This is a genomic window from Mycolicibacterium austroafricanum (assembly GCF_902705885.1).
GTDB lineage: Bacteria > Actinomycetota > Actinomycetes > Mycobacteriales > Mycobacteriaceae > Mycobacterium > Mycobacterium vanbaalenii_A.
The window spans coordinates 136454-150364 of record NZ_CACSIP010000012.1 but is presented as its reverse complement, the minus strand read 5'-3'; the positions used below and the strand labels follow the sequence as shown (position 1 = coordinate 150364).

The window sequence follows — 13911 nt, the reverse complement described above, 5'->3', positions numbered from 1 at the left end:
CTGTCGCCCCACTCCTCGCGCAAGCGCTCGTCGGCCGTAGAATCGCTGCACGATGGCCAGACGCCCCGACCTCAAGACAGGCCCCGCGCGACTGGCGGCCCTGATTCGATCCTCGGTCCCGCCGATGCACCCGGAGGGCCTGCCGTTCGTCGGCGTGAGCCTGGCGGTCGCGCTGGTGGGACGCCGGAATCGCTGGCTGCGCCGCACCGGGCTCGTCTCTGCGGCCGCCAACGCCGCCTTCTTCCGGCACCCGCCGCGCCAGCCTCCGACCCGGCCCGGCCTCGTCGTCGCTCCCGCCGACGGGCTGATCTGCGTGGTCGACGAGGAGACACCGCCGAGCGAACTCGGGCTGCCCGCAACGCCGTTGCCGCGCATCAGCATCTTCCTGTCCTTGTTGGACGCCCATGTGCAGCGTGCACCGATCGGCGGTGAGGTCGTCACCGTCGCCCATCGCCCCGGCCTGTTCGTCTCCGCTGATCTGGCCGCCGCCAGCTCCGACAACGAACGCAACAGCATCCTGATCCGCTCCCCCGAGGGAGCCGAGGTCGTCGCGGTGCAGATCGCCGGACTGCTGGCCCGTCGCATCGTCTGCGGCGTCAAGCCCGGTGACAAGATCACCATCGGTGACACCTACGGCCTGATCCGCTACGGGTCCCGGCTGGACACCTACCTGCCTGCCGGGTCCGACATCCTCGTCGAGGTCGGCCAGCGAGCGCTGGCCGGCGAGACCGTGCTGGCCGCGCTGCCATGATCAAACCCCGCAAGCGCCGGATGAAGGCACCGGTCATGAGTGTCCGCATCCTGCCCAGCGCGATGACGGTGGCCGCCATCTGCCTCGGGCTGAGCGCGGTCAAGTTCGCGCTCGACGGCAGACCGACCGAGGCGATGGCGTTCCTGGCGATCGCCGCCATCCTCGACGCCCTCGACGGCCGACTCGCCCGCGCGTTGAACGCGACATCCCGGATGGGTGAGGAGCTCGACTCGCTGGCCGACGCGGTGAACTTCGGTGTGGCACCGGCTTTCATCGTCTACGGCACGCTGCTGTCCACGTCCCGCATCGGCTGGATCGTGGTGCTGCTCTACGCGGTGTGCATCGTGCTGCGGCTGGCCCGGTTCAACGCGATGCTCAGCATCGAGCAGCCCGACTACGAGAAGAAGTACTTCGTCGGCATGCCGGCCCCCGCCGGGGCGATCGGGGCGATCGGGCCGCTGGCCGCCAAGATGCAGTTCGGCGACGGCTGGTGGACTTCGGAGCCCGCCGTGGTGATCTGGATGATCACCGTCTCGCTGTTGGCGGTGAGCACGCTGCCGATGCGCAAGATCCACACCTTCGCCGTCCCGCCGAGCATGGTCGCGCCACTGCTGGCGCTGCTGGCCATCGGCGTGGCCGCTGCAATCCTCTACGGCTACATCGTGATCCTGGTGATCATCGCGGCCTACGTCATCCACATCCCGTTCGCCATCCGCACCCGGCGATTCCTGTCGCAACACCCCGAGGTCTGGGACGACAAGCCGCGCCAGCAACGCGCCGCGCGGCGGGCTTTCCGTCGGGCCCAGCCTCATCGCCGGTCGATGATGCGACTCGGCCTACGCCGGCCACCGAGAGGCTGACATGTCCGAGCTCGACGTCTCGGCGCCGCGCCCGCCGCGCGCACACCTCACGCTGACGGCCCGGCTGAACAACTCGGCACTGGACAACCGCCGCGGCGTGGTTCGACTGCATCCCGAAGCCATTGCCGCGCTGGGCATCCGGGAGTGGGATGCGGTGTCGCTGACAGGCGCGCGCACCACGGCCGCGGTCGTCGGCGTGGCCCCGGCCGGCACCCCGACGGGGACCGCACTGCTCGATGACGTGACCCTGTCGAACGCCGGCCTGCGGGAAGACACCTCGGTGCTCGTCGCCCCGGTCACGGTGTACGGCGCCCGCAGCGTGACGCTGAGCGGCTCGCGGCTGGCCACCCAGTCCATCTCCGGGGCCACCCTGCGTCAGGCGCTGCTGGGCAAGGTGATGACGGTCGGGGACACCGTGTCGCTGCTGCCGCGCGACCTCGGACCCGGCACCTCGAGCTCACAGGCCAGCGCGGCGCTCGCATCGTCGGTCGGCATCACCTGGACCTCGGAGCTGCTGACGGTCACCGGGGTGGATCCGTCCGGCCCCGTGAGCGTGCAACCCAATTCACTGGTCAGCTGGGGTTCCCTCGATGCGCCGGGCACACCGTCGGCTCCCGACGGCACCGCCGGACACGTCGTCACCGAGGAACCGCCGGCGATCGGGTTCGACGACCTGAAGGGGTCGCACGCGCCGGCCGGTCGGCTCACCGAGTGGCTCAAACTCGCGCTCGACGAGCCGGAACTGCTGGAAAAGCTCGGCGCCACAGCTAATCTCGGGGTGCTGGTGTCGGGTCCGGCCGGCGTCGGCAAGGCCACCATGGTGCGCACGGTGTGCGCCGGCAGACGGCTGGTCGAACTCGACGGCCCGGAGGTGGGGTCGCTGCGCGCCGAGGACCGGCTCAACAACGTGGCGTCTGCGGTGCAGGCGGTGCGCGACGGCGGCGGTGTCCTGCTGATCACCGACATCGACGCTCTGCTGCCGGTGCCCGCGGACCCGGTGGCCACCCTGGTGCTGACCGAGCTGCGCTCGGCGATCTCGACCAAGGGTGTCGCGTTCGTCGCCACCTCGGCGGTACCCGACAACGTCGACCCCCGGCTGCGGGCACCTGACCTGTGCGACCGCGAGCTCGGCCTGAGCCTGCCCGACGGAACCGTGCGCAGACAGTTGCTCGAGGTGCTGCTTCGCGACGTTCCTTCCGAGGATCTCGATCTCGACGAGATCGGGGAGCGCACACCGGGATTCGTCGTAGCCGACCTGGCTGCCCTGGTTCGTGAGTCAGCGTTGCGGGCGGCCGCGCGAGCCAGCGAGAACGGTGAGACGCCTGCGTTGAAGCAGGAGGATCTGACCGGGGCTCTGGGCGTCATCCGGCCGCTGTCCCGGTCGGCGACCGAAGAGGTCTCCGTGGGGTCGGTGACGCTCGACGACGTCGGCGACATGATCGAGACCAAGCAGGCGCTCACCGAGGCCGTGCTGTGGCCGCTGCAGCACCCCGAGACGTTCGAGCGCCTCGGCGTGCAGCCACCCCGGGGCGTGTTGCTCTACGGTCCACCCGGCTGCGGGAAGACCTACGTGGTGCGGGCGCTCGCCAGTTCGGGCCGGCTCAGCGTGCACGCCGTCAAAGGTGCCGAGCTGATGGACAAGTGGGTCGGCTCGTCAGAGAAGGCAGTGCGCGAACTGTTCCGCCGCGCAAGGGATTCCGCCCCTTCGCTGATCTTCCTCGACGAGATCGACGCGCTGGCACCACGACGCGGACAGAGCTTCGACTCGGGCGTCACCGATCGGGTGGTGGCGGCGATGTTGACCGAACTCGACGGCATCGAACCGCTCAACGACGTCGTCGTCCTCGGGGCGACCAACCGCCCAGATCTGATCGACCCGGCCCTGTTGCGACCCGGCCGCCTGGAGAAGCTGGTTTTTGTCGAGCCCCCCGATGCCGAGGCTCGCGGCCAGATCCTGCGCACGGCGGGCAAAGCGGTTCCGCTGGCCTCGGAAGGACCCGAAGCCGTCGACCTCGACGCCCTGGCCCGCGACCTCGACGGCTACAGTGCCGCCGACTGCGTGGCGTTGCTGCGTGAGGCAGCGCTGACGGCGATGCGGCGCTCGATCGATGCCGCCGACGTCACCGCCGCCGATGTCGCCGCGGCCCGGGAGGCGGTGCGGCCGTCACTGGACCCCGCCCAGGTGGAAGCGTTGCGCGACTTCGCCGACTCCCACTGAGTGCCGGCTCGCGTTGACACTGCGCTGACGGCGGGACTCACTCGCACTTCTGCGCCACCATTCCAGTCTCAACGTGGCTCCGGAACAGATCTTGACAGTGACTAGTTGTGGGGGCATAGTCGAACTTGTCGTTGTCAAGATCTCGAGGGAGCATCGCCATGGATGTCCGCGACACAGTCACCCCCGGCCTGCGCGCCGGCGATCGCGACCGGGAGGCCACCGCGACGCTGCTCGGTCAGGCCCTGGCCCAGGGGTATCTGGACATGGACGAATACGAGAACCGGCTACAGGCGGCGTTCGCCGCGCAGACCACCCCGGAGCTGCGCCCTCTCACGGCGGACCTGCCGCTGACCCAGTTGCGGCGCGACGATCCCCGCCGTCGGGCCGCCCGGCGCGCCGCCGCCCGCCGCAGCGTCGCGTTCCACCTCGCGGCGTATCTGGCGATGGTGCTCGTCGTGCTCACCGTCTGGCTGGTCGTCGGGCTGACGGCCGGCTCGTGGTATTTCTGGCCGATCTGGCCGATTCTCGGCGCGGGCATCGGAGTCGTCGCACACGCGGTGCCGGTGAAGTTCGCACTCCCCGTCGGGTGCGCGCGTTCCTAGCGCCGGAACGGTATTCCAGCAGCGAAAAATCGCGTGCGGGCGTGCTGGAATACCGTTCCGGCGGATAGCGGCTAGCCCGGTTCGCCGTACTCGTCGAACCAGTGCGCGAGCTTGCCCCGCCGGCTCACCGCGCGCAGCCGCCGTTCCGCCGACTCCCGGGTGGCGCTGGTGGTCACGATCAGCAGTTCGTCGCCGATCTGCAGGCGGTCGATGGGTTGCGGAACGAACGAGTGCCCCGCCCGGACGACGAGCGTGATGACGCTGGGGTCGGGCAACCGCAACTCCAGCACCGTGACGTTGTGCAGCCGGGACCCCGGCAGCACCGTCATCGTGAGCAGATCCGCCCCCAGCACGTCCAGCGGCGCGGCGTCCACCTGGATCTCGCGGGTGGTGCCCTGCGGTATCAGGTCCAGACGGCGGGCAACCCACTGCAGGCTGGGCCCCTGCACCAGAGTGAAGACCACGACGAGGATGAACACGATGTTCAGCAGCCTGCCGCTGTCTGCGACCCCACCGACGATCGGATAGGTCGCCAATACGATGGGCACCGCCCCACGCAGCCCCGCCCACGACAGGAAGGTCTGCTCCCGCCACGGCACCCGGAAACCGAGTAGCGATACCACCACCGAGACCGGCCGGGCGAGCAACAACAGCACCAGTCCCGCGACAACGGCAGGCACCACCTCGGCGAACAGTTCACCCGGCGACACCAGCAACCCCAGGATGACGAACAAGCCGATCTGTGCCAACCACCCCGACCCCTCGGCGAACGACCGAGTTGCCGAACGGTGCGGCAACCCCGAATTGGCCAGCACCACGCTGGCTGCATACGCCGCGACGAAGGCACTGGCCTGTGCGGACCCGGCAGCCGCGAACGCCAGCATGCCCAGACCGAAGGTCGCCAACGGGTAGAGACCGGCCGCAGGCAGCGCGATACGCCGCAACGCCATCGCGCCGAGGAATCCGCAGGCCAGCCCGATGAGGGTGCCGACGGCGAGGTTGTATACCAACGTCACCGCGATCTCTCCGGGTTGCAGATCGAACGGAACTGCGCTGAACAGCAGCACCAGGATGACAGCCGGCGCGTCGTTGAACCCCGACTCGGCCTCCAGCAGCCCACCCACCCTGCGGGGTAGCGGCACGACCCGCAGCACGGAGAACACCGCCGCGGCGTCGGTGCTCGAGACGATCGCGCCCAACAGCAGTGCCAGCTGCCAATCGAACCCGAGCAGGAGGTGCACGCACGCGGCAGTGACCAGCGTGCTGACCGCAACCCCGACCGTCGCCAGCACCCCGGCCGGGGCCAGCACCTTTCGGATGTCGCTGAACCGCGTCGTCAAGCCGCCTTCGACCAGGATCACGCCGAGCGCCGCAGTGCCCAGACCCTGAGCCAGCTCAGCGTCGTCGAAGTTCAGCCCGAAGCCGCTCTCCCCGAGCATCACCCCGACCCCGAGGAACAGCAATAGGCTGGGCAGGCCGACGCCCGTGGCCAGCCGCGTCGCCACAATGCTCACCAACAGGACGAGCCCGCCGATGAACAGCGCCAGGTACATCTGATGCAGGCTCAATCCCACCTCGTTCACACTTGAGTCGAAGCCAGTAAATCAGCGACCGAAGGAGCCGCCCGTGCGGATCGCGATTGCCGGAGCCGGCGCGGTCGGCCGGTCGGTCGCCGCCGAACTGGTCGACCACGGCCACAAGGTACTGATCATCGAGAAGGAATTCACCCGCTACGTGCCCGATTCGGTACCAGGCGCCGAGTGGTTTCTTGCCGACGCCTGTGAACTGGCCTCGCTGCAGGAGGCCGAGATGCAGATCTGCGACGTTGCCATCGCAGCCACCGGCGACGACAAGGCCAACCTGGCCATGGCCCTGCTTGCCAAGTCCGAGTTCGGGATCGACAGGGTGGTCGCACGAGTGAATGACTCGCGCAACGACTGGCTTTTCACCGCTGCTTGGGGCATCGACGTGGCGGTCTCGACTCCTTCGGCGATGGTGGCCGCGGTCGAGGGTGCCATCGACGTGGGCCACCTGATCCGCTTGATGGCTCTGGGGCGGGGCTCTCCCATGGTGCTGGGTTCAGGGCGGGCGAATGTCGCCAAACTCACGCTGTCTGCCGACAGTTCGCTGGCAGGTCGACAGGTGGGCGACCTGCCGATGCCGCCCGACAGCGCTCTGGTCGCGGTGGTGCGCGCCAACCATTTGCTCGTCGCCGNCCCTTCCGATGTGCTGCAGGCCGGCGACGAGCTACTCATCATCGCGGCGTCCGAGGTCGAGGACCAGGTGGCGGCGACGGTGCAGAGCAACACCAGGCGAGATACCCGCTGAAGTAGCCTGCTCACCGCGCAGCCGCGACGATCCGCTGCGGTCAGGAACGCCCGATCACGTGTGGGTGACGACGCGCCGGTCGAGGTCGTGGACCAGCCTTGCCAGACCGGGCAGGAGAGGGGCCCTCACGTAGACTGACCGCGCCACCGCCTCTTCATCGGAATCCGCCACCGACCCCACGGGAGTCATGCTCGCGATACTTCTTGCCCATGCGGCCGCGGCCGCAGTGGCACCCGTGCTGGTGCGCCGGTGGGATCGTCGGGCTTTTTATCTGCTGGCTCTGGTTCCGGCCGGCTCGTTGTCCTGGGTGGCCGCCCATTGGCCCGATGAGGGTCAGGTGGCCCGCGTCGACGTGCCCTGGGTGCCCGAGCTGTCGATGAACATCGCGCTCCGGTTCGACCCGTTGGCCGCCGTGATGAGTGTGATCGTTCTCGGCGTCGGTGCGCTGGTGCTGTTGTACTGCGCAGAGTACTTCCACCACGGCGACGGGCACCGGGAGAACCGGCTCCCCAGTTTCGCCGCCCAGTTGGTGGCCTTCGCGGGTGCGATGTTCGGCCTCGTCACCGCCGACAACATGCTGCTGCTCTACGTGTTCTGGGAACTGACCACGGTGTTGTCGTTCCTGCTGGTGGGTCACTATGCCGAACGGGCGGCGAGCCGGCGGGCAGCGATGCAGGCCTTGCTGGTCACCACCGCAGGCGGGCTGGCGATGCTGGTCGGTGTCATCATCCTCGGCACCGTGTCGGGTACCTACCTGCTGTCCGAACTGGTGGCAGCGCCCCCCGGCGGCGTCGCGGTCAGCGTGGCCCTGGGCCTGGTGTTGGTCGGCGCGATCAGCAAATCGGCGTTGGTGCCGCTGCACTTCTGGCTTCCCGGGGCGATGGCCGCACCGACGCCGGTCAGCGCGTACCTGCACGCGGCGGCGATGGTCAAGGCCGGCGTGTATCTGGTGGCACGGCTGACACCGGGGTTCGCCGATGTGGCGCCGTGGCGGCTGATCGTGGTGGTCCTCGGTTCCCTCACATTGCTGATCAGCGGTTGGCGTGCGCTGCGGGAATACGATCTGAAGCTGATCCTGGCGTACGGGACGGTAAGCCAGCTCGGCATGATCACCGTGATGGTCGGCACCGGCGGTGGCGACATGATGTTGGCCGGACTCGCGCTGCTGTGTGCGCACACGATGTTCAAGGCCACTCTGTTCATGGTGGTGGGCATCATCGACCACGCAACGGGTACCCGCGACATCCGCCAGCTTGCGGGGCTCGGCGCCCGCAGCCCGGTGCTGTTCGTCATCGCCGCGGCCGCGGCCGCGAGCATGGCGGGTCTGCCGCCGTTCTTCGGATTCGTGGCCAAGGAGGCCGATTTCGAGACGCTCGCGCACAGCGGATCGCTGGGCGGCGCCGGACCGTTCGTGCTCGCCGCCATCGTCCTCGGGTCCACGTTCACCTTCATGTACAGCTTGCGCGTGGTGTGGGGCGGATTCGCGGCCAAGGGACAGTCCACACCGTCACGCCTGGTGGAGCAGATGCACCCACCCTCGCCGATATTCCTGGCGGCCCCGGCGGTGCTGGCCGCTGCCGGTCTTCTTTTCGGTCTGGTCCCGACCCCGATCGACAACGCGCTGAGCGCCTACGCGCGCACAGTGCCCGGCGGCGTGGATTACCACCTCGCACTGTGGCACGGGTTCGGTCTGCCGCTGCTGCTCTCGGCGGTGGTGGTCGTTGTCGGGACAACCGTCTTTCTGGGACGCCGTCGGCTTCCCCGCGTTCCCCGCTGGATGTCGTTGGGAGATGCCGACGAACGCTACGACGCAGTGGTGCGCGCCGCCGACCTTCTGTCGTTCCGGGCGACCGGGTTGACCCAGCGCGGCTCGATCCCCGCGATCCAGGCGACGATCATGGTCACCCTGGTGCTGTTGCCGGCAGCCATGTTGGCCTGGGGAGCCCGCGACCGGATAGATTTCCGGCTTTGGAATTCGCCCCTGGAGGCCGTGGTCGGTCTGCTGATCGTCGCGGCTGCGCTGGGAGCCACCCTCACCCGCAACCGACTGGCCGTGGTGCTGCTGATCAGCTTGACCGGGTACGGGACCGGCGTTGTGTTCGCATTGCACGGCGCACCGGACCTGGCGCTGACCCAGTTCCTGGTCGAAACGGTGCTCCTGGTGGTATTCGTCCTGGTGCTGCGGACGTTGCCTGCCGAAACAAGCGCTGAGACCGTCACGCGCCTTCGGTTGCCGCGAGCGGCGCTCTCACTGGCCGTCGGCGCGACGGTGACCACCGTCGCAGCGTTCGCGATGGCCGCGCGCACCGGGACCTCCGTTGCGGACCTACTGCCCGACGCGGCCTACTACCGCGGGAACGGCTCCAACGCCGTCAACGTCATCCTCGTCGACATCCGCGCCTGGGACACCCTCGGCGAAGTGTTCGTCCTGTTGATTGCTGCCACCGGGGTGGCTTCGATGGTCTTCCGTCACCGCCGTTTCGGTGCGGCACCGCGTGTGTCCGATGCCCATCGGCCCGCCGGGGACACCAACCGTCCGGCACCGGTTTTCAGCCTGCTGCGGGGCAGCGCGGTCCGCGACCCCGCTGAGCGGTCATTGGCCCTCGAGGTCGCCACCAGACTGGTCTTCCCGCTGATCATGGCGCTGTCGATCTATCTTTTCTTCACCGGTCACAACACCCCGGGAGGCGGGTTCGCAGGCGGGCTCACCGCGGGATTGGCTTTGGTGCTGCGCTATCTGGCCGGTGGCCAGTACGAGCTGGGTGAAGCGATACCGCTGGATGCGGGCAAAGTGCTGGGAGCCGGACTGACCCTGGCGGCCGGCACCGCGCTCGCCTCGCTACTGCTGGGCGCCCCGGTGCTGTCATCGGCGACGTTAGAGGCCACGCTGCCGGTGGTGGGCGATGTCAAGCTGGTCACTTCGTTGTTCTTCGACGCCGGGGTGTATCTGATCGTGGTCGGCCTGGTGCTCGACATCCTGCGCAGTCTCGGTTCAGGGCTGGACGAGGACATCAGTTCCCAGGCCATGGGGCAGAGTGCGGTGACCCGATGAGCCCGTCGGTGGCCGGTCTGGTGATCATCGGCCTGATGCTGAGTTGCGGTGTCTACCTGGTCCTCGAGCGCAGCCTCACCCGGATGCTGCTCGGGGTGCTGCTGATCAGCAACGCCGTGAACCTGTTGATCCTGGTCGTCGCCGGTCCGTCGGGCAACCCCCCGGTACGTGGTCGGACGGTGTTGGGTCGCGACATCACCGCCGACCCGCTGGCGCAGGCAATGGTCCTGACCGCAATCGTCATCACCATGGGCATCGCCGCATTCGTGCTGGCGCTGGCCTACCGCTCCTACCAATTGACCACCGAGGAGGAGATCGAGCGCGACCCCGAGGATGTCCGGGTCGCGCAGCAGTCCGGCGATGAGAACACCGACGTCCGGACGCCGCGTCCTCCCCAGGACCCCGATGCGCCCGCCGACCTCGACGAGCTGCCGGAATCGGAGACCGAGAAATGACCGCCGCAGCATTTCTGATCCCGATGCCGGTCTTGATCCCGATGCTCGGCGCGGCCGCGACTTTGATCGCCGGGCGACGGCCCCGACTGCAGCGGCTCATCACGCTGGTGGCGCTGTCGGCTGTCGTGGTGGTGTCCGCGGCTCTGCTCTATCTCGCCGACCGCGGCGACACGCTGGTGGTCCAGATCGGTGGCTGGGGCCAGACGACACCGGGAATCGGTCCATTGGGCATATCGCTGGTTGTCGATCGACTGTCTGCGCTGATGCTGCTGGTGTCGTCGATCGTGCTGGTGACGGTCGTGCTGTTCGCCATCGGCCAGGGTATGCGCGACGGGGACGACCGGCAGCCGGTCTCCATCTTCGCGCCCACCTACCTGGCCCTGGCCGCCGGAGTGTGCATCGCGTTTCTCGCCGGAGACCTGTTCAACCTGTTCGTCGGGTTCGAGGTGCTGCTGGCCGCGAGTTTCGTGCTGCTGACGGTTGGCGGGAATGCGGATCGGATTCGTGCCGGGGTCGTCTACGTGATGGTCTCGATGGTCTCGTCGATGATCTTCCTCACCGGCGTCGCCCTGATCTACGCCGCCACCGGCACGGTCAACCTGGCCGAGCTGGCCAACCGTCTCGATGGAATCAGCCCGGGCACCCGAGGCGCGCTGTTCGCAGTTCTACTGGTCGCGTTCGGCATCAAGGCGGCGGTATTCCCGCTCTACGCGTGGCTGCCCGACTCCTACCCCACCGCCCCCGCCCCGGTGACAGCGGTGTTCGCCGGTCTGCTCACCAAAGTCGGGGTGTACGCGATCATCAGGATCCACACCCTGTTGTTTCCCGACGGCGGTTTGGATCCGGTGCTCTTGGTGGCCGCCCTGGCGACGATGCTGCTGGGTATCTTCGGCGCGATCGCGCAGAACGACATCAAACGGCTGCTCTCCTTCACGCTGGTGAGCCACATCGGCTACATGATCTTCGGCGTGGCGCTGGCCAGCCAGCTCGCGATGGCCGGAGCGATCTACTACGCCGCGCACCACATCGTCGTCCAGACAACGCTGTTCCTGGTGGTCGGCCTGATCGAGCGCCAGGGCGGTTCTGCGACCATGCGACGGCTGGGCGGGCTGGCTGCCGCAAGCCCACTGCTGGCCGCTCTTTATCTGATCCCTGCACTCAACCTCGGTGGCATACCGCCGTTTTCGGGCTTCATCGGCAAGGTGGCGCTCTTGGAAGCCGGTGCCGCCGATGGCGCTGTGCTCGCCTGGGCGCTGGTCGGCGGCGGCGTGGTGACAAGCCTGCTCACGCTCTACGTGATGGGGCGCGTTTATGCCAAAGTCTTCTGGCGTCCACGTGCCGAAGCCCCCGAAGGACAGCTGGCTGCGGCGATGCCGTCCGCGCTGCTGGCCGACGGTGGCGGCGACGTCGATTTCAACGAGCGGGCCGATGTCGGCCGGATGCCGGCCGGCATGGTTGCCCCGACGATCGCTCTGATCGGCGTCGGCCTGTCCCTCACCGTGCTCGCCGGACCGATCTTCGGCTACAGCGAGCGCGCGGCTGCCCAGCTGTTCGACCGGCACGACTACATCAGTGCTGTGATGGGAGAGCCGACATGATCCGCAAGTACGGCCTGCGCATCGGCTTGGTGTGCTGGCTGACCCTTGTGTGGATGCTCCTCTGGGGCGTCGTTTCCGTCGCCAACATGCTGGCCGGCATCGCTGTCGCGCTGGTCATCACCGTGCTGCTTCCCCTACCGGTGATACCGGTGCAGGGCCGCTTGCATCCGGTGTCACTGCTGCGGCTCATCGGTCGCGTCGTCGTGGACCTGATCAAAGCCAGTACCCAGATCGCCTGGCTCACTGTGCGACCTGGACCTCCGCCGCAGAGCGCTCTGCTGCGGGCACCGATGTCACTGAAGTCCGATCTGACCCTGGCGTTGACCGCGTCGATCTTGACTTTGGTTCCTGGGACCATGGTCGTCGATATCGACCAGTCCCAGCGAATTCTCTACGTCCACGTGCTGGATGTTCGGCCGAAAGGCGCCATCGACGACTTCTACCGGCAGCTCGCGCACCTCGAGAAGCTGCTCATCGCGGCCTTCGAGCGAGAACACGAATGGCAGCCATCGCGGGAAGGCGCACCCGAATGACCATCGTCTGGCTGCTCAGCGCGATCCTGCTGATCACCGCGGCCACTGTCACCATGTTCCGAGTGCTCGCCGGTCCCAATACGATGGATCGGCTGGTCGCCACCGACACCCTGGTCGCGGTGGTGATGTGCGGTTTGGCAGCGTGGGCCGCTTACAGTCTGGACGCGACGGTCAAGTACGGCATCGTCGCGCTCTCGCTGACTGCCTTCATCGGATCGGTGAGCGTGGCGCGCTTCCGGGTGCCGGACAAGAAAGGAGACCCCCGGCCGTGAGCATCACTGAGTGGGTCACCGCAGTGCTGGTACTGGGCGGATCGGCCCTCGCCCTGACCGCCGCGATCGGCGTCGTGCGTTTCCCTGACACGTTGTCGCGGATGCATGCGGCTTCCAAACCACAGGTGCTCGGGTTGCTGCTGGTGCTGGCCGGCGCCGCGGTCCAGCTCCGCGGCAGCGTCGATGTAGGCGTGTTGATCCTGGCCGGGATCTTCACCGTCATCACCGCGCCGGTGATCGCGATGCGAGTGAGTCAGGTGGTGTACCGGGAAGGCACCTACCGCAAAGACCTGCTGATCGTCGACGAACTGGGCGGACAGCGTCCGGAAGGCTGATGACCGCCGACGAACTGCATGATTTGGGCCCTGACGGGGAACCCGACCCCCGTGATTCCGCGAGGCAGTGACGCACCCATCCGCGAGGCCCCCTGCCTCGACGCGATTGACGCCGCAAAGGTCAGGGCGACGGAGTCGGCGTCGCACCGTCCGCTGGTCGCCGATCCGTACGCCCGGGCGCTGCTGGGGCGCTATCACCGCGAGACCGGACACACCAGCCGATTGCCCGCCACCGCGGGCGGCTTCATCGAGGGCCGCCTCGGCTGAGTGGGTCAGTTCGACAGCTGGAACTCCACCATCGCGATGACGGTGTCCACCGCCTCGGAAAGTGCCACCACCCGCTCGGCGGCGGTCGGCGCCGCCAGCACCGCGTACTTGTCGGCCTGACCGATCGGCAGCCGGGTCGCCAAGGCGTACAACCATTTCGCGGCGTCACCGGATTCGTCGGCGCCGAGCACGATGTCGCGGGCATTGACCTGCACTCCGCGCACCGCGGCGATGCGCTCGAACAGCCCCACCATCCGGTCTTCGATGTCGCGGATCGCGGCCACGTCGACGGGATCGCCCGGCTGGTCCGGCCACAACTCGACCGCCGCCTGCGGATACGGGTCGTCGGGCTGCCATTCCAGTACCCGGATCCGTTCCCCTATCCCGCATCTCAGCCGGTAACGGCCCGAGCCCAGGTCGGCGTGCTCGGTGATGTGGGCCAGCGCGCCGACGTCGCTCCTGCTGTCCCCGCCGCCGACCTCCCGGCCCGCCTCGATCAGCACCACCCCGAACGTGGGATCCTCGGCGGCCAGGCAGGCTTGCACCAGTGCCGAGTACCTCGGCTCGAAGATCCGCAGCGGCAGCTCTTCTCCGGGCAGCATCGCCACCTCGAGCGGGAACATCGGCAACGTCGGCACCG

14 protein-coding genes are annotated in these 13911 nt (G+C 68.1%); 12 read left to right on the top strand and 2 right to left on the bottom strand.

The window, feature by feature from the left end; genetic code table 11:
- The first annotated feature begins 52 nt into the window (after window positions 1–52).
- The 4 genes from BEMPMBAN_RS09445 (at window position 53) to BEMPMBAN_RS09430 (ending at window position 4431) form a co-directional block, all read left to right on the top strand.
- On the top strand, window positions 53–751 hold the full coding sequence (locus tag BEMPMBAN_RS09445) for a phosphatidylserine decarboxylase (protein ID WP_159230098.1): 699 nt from the start codon (window positions 53–55) through the stop codon (window positions 749–751).
- Window positions 748–1611, top strand: a complete 864-nt coding sequence (gene pssA / locus BEMPMBAN_RS09440) for a CDP-diacylglycerol--serine O-phosphatidyltransferase (RefSeq protein ID WP_159230097.1) — start codon at window positions 748–750, stop codon at window positions 1609–1611. The genes BEMPMBAN_RS09445 and pssA overlap by 4 nt, the downstream gene beginning before the upstream one ends.
- A gap of 1 nt (window position 1612) precedes the next feature.
- Window positions 1613–3829 carry an AAA family ATPase gene (locus tag BEMPMBAN_RS09435; protein ID WP_159230096.1) on the top strand — a complete coding sequence of 739 codons (2217 nt, stop codon included), beginning with the start codon at window positions 1613–1615 and terminating at the stop codon, window positions 3827–3829.
- Between the two features lie 158 nt (window positions 3830–3987).
- Window positions 3988–4431 carry a DUF1707 domain-containing protein gene (locus tag BEMPMBAN_RS09430; protein WP_159230095.1) on the top strand — a complete coding sequence of 148 codons (444 nt, stop codon included), beginning with the start codon at window positions 3988–3990 and terminating at the stop codon, window positions 4429–4431.
- A gap of 71 nt (window positions 4432–4502) precedes the next feature.
- On the opposite strand, the gene BEMPMBAN_RS09425 is transcribed toward BEMPMBAN_RS09430, so the two are convergent.
- Window positions 4503–5999, bottom strand: coding sequence for a potassium/proton antiporter (locus BEMPMBAN_RS09425; RefSeq protein WP_159230326.1), 1497 nt, complete (start codon window positions 5997–5999; stop codon window positions 4503–4505).
- 58 nt (window positions 6000–6057) lie between these two features.
- Between BEMPMBAN_RS09425 and BEMPMBAN_RS09420 the strand changes: the two genes are divergently transcribed.
- The 8 genes from BEMPMBAN_RS09420 to BEMPMBAN_RS09385 all read left to right on the top strand — a co-directional run bounded on the left by BEMPMBAN_RS09420 (window position 6058) and on the right by BEMPMBAN_RS09385 (window position 13271).
- Complete coding sequence (locus BEMPMBAN_RS09420; RefSeq protein WP_159230094.1) at window positions 6058–6759, top strand: potassium channel family protein; 702 nt, start codon at window positions 6058–6060, stop codon at window positions 6757–6759.
- A 187-nt stretch (window positions 6760–6946) separates the two neighbouring features.
- Complete coding sequence (locus BEMPMBAN_RS09415; protein ID WP_159230093.1) at window positions 6947–9811, top strand: Na+/H+ antiporter subunit A; 2865 nt, start codon at window positions 6947–6949, stop codon at window positions 9809–9811.
- The gene (locus tag BEMPMBAN_RS09410) at window positions 9808–10266 is read left to right on the top strand and encodes a Na(+)/H(+) antiporter subunit C (RefSeq protein WP_159230092.1); all 459 of its coding nucleotides are present in this window, start codon (window positions 9808–9810) and stop codon (window positions 10264–10266) included. Before BEMPMBAN_RS09415 ends, BEMPMBAN_RS09410 begins: the two co-directional genes overlap by 4 nt.
- On the top strand, window positions 10263–11864 hold the full coding sequence (locus BEMPMBAN_RS09405; RefSeq protein WP_159230091.1) for a Na+/H+ antiporter subunit D: 1602 nt from the start codon (window positions 10263–10265) through the stop codon (window positions 11862–11864). Before BEMPMBAN_RS09410 ends, BEMPMBAN_RS09405 begins: the two co-directional genes overlap by 4 nt.
- Window positions 11861–12397, top strand: coding sequence for a Na+/H+ antiporter subunit E (locus BEMPMBAN_RS09400; protein WP_337761785.1), 537 nt, complete (start codon window positions 11861–11863; stop codon window positions 12395–12397). The genes BEMPMBAN_RS09405 and BEMPMBAN_RS09400 overlap by 4 nt, the downstream gene beginning before the upstream one ends.
- Window positions 12394–12669 (top strand): monovalent cation/H+ antiporter complex subunit F, encoded by a 276-nt coding sequence (locus tag BEMPMBAN_RS09395; RefSeq protein ID WP_159230090.1) that lies wholly within the window; start codon window positions 12394–12396, stop codon window positions 12667–12669. The genes BEMPMBAN_RS09400 and BEMPMBAN_RS09395 overlap by 4 nt, the downstream gene beginning before the upstream one ends.
- A complete protein-coding gene (gene mnhG, locus BEMPMBAN_RS09390; RefSeq protein WP_159230089.1) occupies window positions 12666–13004 on the top strand; it encodes a monovalent cation/H(+) antiporter subunit G in 339 nt (112 codons plus the stop codon). The genes BEMPMBAN_RS09395 and mnhG overlap by 4 nt, the downstream gene beginning before the upstream one ends.
- A 51-nt stretch (window positions 13005–13055) precedes the next feature.
- Window positions 13056–13271 carry a hypothetical protein gene (locus tag BEMPMBAN_RS09385; protein WP_159230088.1) on the top strand — a complete coding sequence of 72 codons (216 nt, stop codon included), beginning with the start codon at window positions 13056–13058 and terminating at the stop codon, window positions 13269–13271.
- Between the two features lie 5 nt (window positions 13272–13276).
- Here the strand turns inward: BEMPMBAN_RS09385 and BEMPMBAN_RS09380 are convergent, their stop codons facing one another.
- Window positions 13277–13909 carry an LON peptidase substrate-binding domain-containing protein gene (locus tag BEMPMBAN_RS09380; RefSeq protein ID WP_159230324.1) on the bottom strand — a complete coding sequence of 211 codons (633 nt, stop codon included), beginning with the start codon at window positions 13907–13909 and terminating at the stop codon, window positions 13277–13279.
- Window positions 13910–13911: the final 2 nt, after the last annotated feature.

Coding starts and splice junctions, on each gene's coding strand:
- BEMPMBAN_RS09445 (WP_159230098.1), top strand. CDS start 53: ATGGCCAGACGCCCCGACCTCAAGACAGGCCCCGCGCGACTGGCGGCC.
- pssA (WP_159230097.1), top strand. CDS start 748: ATGATCAAACCCCGCAAGCGCCGGATGAAGGCACCGGTCATGAGTGTC.
- BEMPMBAN_RS09435 (WP_159230096.1), top strand. CDS start 1,613: ATGTCCGAGCTCGACGTCTCGGCGCCGCGCCCGCCGCGCGCACACCTC.
- BEMPMBAN_RS09430 (WP_159230095.1), top strand. CDS start 3,988: ATGGATGTCCGCGACACAGTCACCCCCGGCCTGCGCGCCGGCGATCGC.
- BEMPMBAN_RS09415 (WP_159230093.1), top strand. CDS start 6,947: ATGCTCGCGATACTTCTTGCCCATGCGGCCGCGGCCGCAGTGGCACCC.
- BEMPMBAN_RS09410 (WP_159230092.1), top strand. CDS start 9,808: ATGAGCCCGTCGGTGGCCGGTCTGGTGATCATCGGCCTGATGCTGAGT.
- BEMPMBAN_RS09405 (WP_159230091.1), top strand. CDS start 10,263: ATGACCGCCGCAGCATTTCTGATCCCGATGCCGGTCTTGATCCCGATG.
- BEMPMBAN_RS09400 (WP_337761785.1), top strand. CDS start 11,861: ATGATCCGCAAGTACGGCCTGCGCATCGGCTTGGTGTGCTGGCTGACC.
- BEMPMBAN_RS09395 (WP_159230090.1), top strand. CDS start 12,394: ATGACCATCGTCTGGCTGCTCAGCGCGATCCTGCTGATCACCGCGGCC.